The 2,514-nt window shown below is 79.3% G+C and carries 1 protein-coding gene; it reads right to left on the reverse strand.

The window, feature by feature from the left end:
- The coding region (locus ACLBYE_RS30255; RefSeq protein ID WP_447696994.1) for a condensation domain-containing protein at positions 1–2,514 on the reverse strand (2,514 nt) is incomplete at both ends.

The raw sequence follows: 2,514 nt of genomic DNA on the forward strand, positions 1-2,514 counted from the left end.
GGCCCGCCCCGAGCGGGCGGGCCGGGCCCCGGTCGGTCGGCGCGCGGGCCGGCGCGGCCGCGAGCGCCGCGCGCCCGTCCGGGGCGTCGAGCACCAGGGCGGGCAGGCCATCCGGCCGCGGCCACCCGCCGACGGTCACGAGGCCGGCGGGCCGGGCATCGGCCAGCATGAGGGCGAGCCGCTCCGCGGGGTAGCCCGGGTCGAGCGGCAGGTAGGCCGCCCCGGCCTTGAGCACGCCCAGCAGCGCCGCGACGAGGTCCGGCCCGCGCGGCAGCGCCACCGCCACGATGTCCTCCGGTCCGATCCCGCGGGCGATGAGCGCGTGGGCGATCCGGTTGGCGCGGGCCTCGAGCTCCGCGTAGCGCAGCACCTCCGACCCGGCCACGAGGGCGACGGCCTCCGGCGCGCGGGCCGCCTGCGCGGCGACGAGCGCCGGCAGGGTCTCGGGCGGCACCGCCCGCGCCGTCGCGTTCCAGTCCGTCAGGACCTGCCGCCGCTCGCCGGCCTCGAACAGGTCGAGATCCCCGATCGCCCGGTCCGGCGCGGCCGCCAGGGCCGCGAGCAGCCGCGCGAACCGGTCCGCGAGGCGGGTCGCGCCGGCCTCTTCGAAGAGGTCCGTGGCGTATTCGAGGTGGCCGACGACGCCCGCCTCCGTCCCGTCGGCCCCGCGCCGCTCGACGAGGTCGAAGGCGAGGTCGAACCGCGCGGCCCCGGCGCCGACCGGATCCGGGACGGCGCGCAGGCCGGCCAGATCGAACGAGTCCGGCACGCCGTCCTGAAGCGCCAGCATGACCTGGAACAGGGGGTGGCGCGCGAGCGAGCGCGGCGGGTTCAGCACCTCCACGAGGCGCTCGAAGGGAACGTCCTGGTGCGCGTAGGCCTCGAGCGCGACGGCGCGGGCCCGCCCCACGAGGTCGCGCCCGCTCGGGTCGCCGGACGTGTCGGTGCGCAGCACCAGCGTGTTGACGAAGCAGCCGACGAGGCCGTCGAGGGCCTCGTCCGTGCGGCCCGCGATCGGGCTCCCGAGCGGGATGTCCTCGCCCGCGCCCAGGCGGGTCAGGAGCGCGGACAGGCCGGCCTGGAGCACCATGAAGAGGCTCGCCCGCTCGCGCCGCGCGAGATCCGCCAGCGCGCGGTGGAGATCCGGCCCGAGAGCGAGGGGCACGCGCCGCCCGCGGTGGCTCGCCGTCGCCGGGCGCGGCCGGTCGGTGGGCAGCGCGAGGCCTTCGGGCAGCCCCGCGAGCTGCGCGCGCCAGTAGCCGATCTCGCGGGCGATCAGGCTGTCCGGGTCGGCCTCGTCGCCGAGACGGTCGCGCTGCCAGAGCGCGTAGTCCGCGTACTGCACCGGCAGGGCCGGGCGCTCCGGCGCCGCGCCGCGGCGGCGCGCCGCGTAGGCCGCCGCGAGGTCGCGCATCAGCGGGGTCAGCGACCAGCCGTCGGCGGCGACGTGGTGGATCAGGAGGAGGAGCCCGTGCGCGTCCGGGCCGAACCGGTACAGCCGCGCGCGGATCGGCAGGTCGACGGCCAGGTCGAAGGGCGCGCGCGCCGCCGCGGACAGCGCGTCCGGCCAGGATTCCGGGTCCGCCGCGCACAGGTCGAGGCCGGGCCGCGCCGCGTCGGGCGGCAGGACCTGCTGCGCCGGCGCCCCGTCGATCGCGACGATGCGGGTCCGCAGGCTCTCGTGGCGCGCCACCACGTCGGCGAGGGCCGCGCGCAGCGCGTCGGCGTCCAGCGGGCCCGCGAGGCGGAGCGCGATCGGGATGGTGTAGGGATGCGCACCGTCGATCCGCGACAGCAGCCACATCCGGGTCTGGGCCGCGGAGAGCGGGACGACGTCCGGCCGCGGGCGCGCGACGAGGGGCGTGCGCGCGGGGCCGACGTGTCCGGCCGTCTCTCCGCCCGCCTCACCACCCGCCTCACCGCCCGCGGCGATCCACCCGCTCAGCGCCGCGACCGTCGGGGCCTCGAACACGGCGCGCAGCGGCAGCTCGACGCCGAGCGCCGCGCGCAGCCGGCTGACGAGGCGCGTGGCGAGCAGCGAGTGGCCGCCGAGGTCGAAGAAGCCGTCGTCGATCCCGACCGCGTCGAGGCCGAGCACCTGCGCGAAGGCCTGCGCCACGGCCGCCTCGCGCGCGGTGCGCGGCCCACGCCGGCCCGCGCCCGCCCAGTCGGGTTCGGGGAGGCGTCCTGGGTCGAGCTTCCCGTTGGCGGAGACCGGCAGGGCGGGCAGGGCGAGGATGCGGGCGGGGCGCAGCGCGTCGGGCAGCGTCTCGGCCAGGGCCCGCTGCAGCGCGGGCTCGTCGAGCGCGCCGCCGGCCGCCGGCACCGCGTAGCCCACCAGCCGCAGCCCCCCATCCGGACCGGGACGGGCGACCACCGCCGCCTCGGCGACACCTGGCAGCGCCCGCAGCGCGGCGGCCGCCTCGCCCGGCTCCACGCGCTGGCCGCGGATCTTGACCTGATCGTCCGCCCGCCCGCGGTAGTCGAGCTGCCCGTCCGCCCGCCACGCCGCCC

The organism is Methylobacterium sp. A52T, from assembly GCF_053346095.1.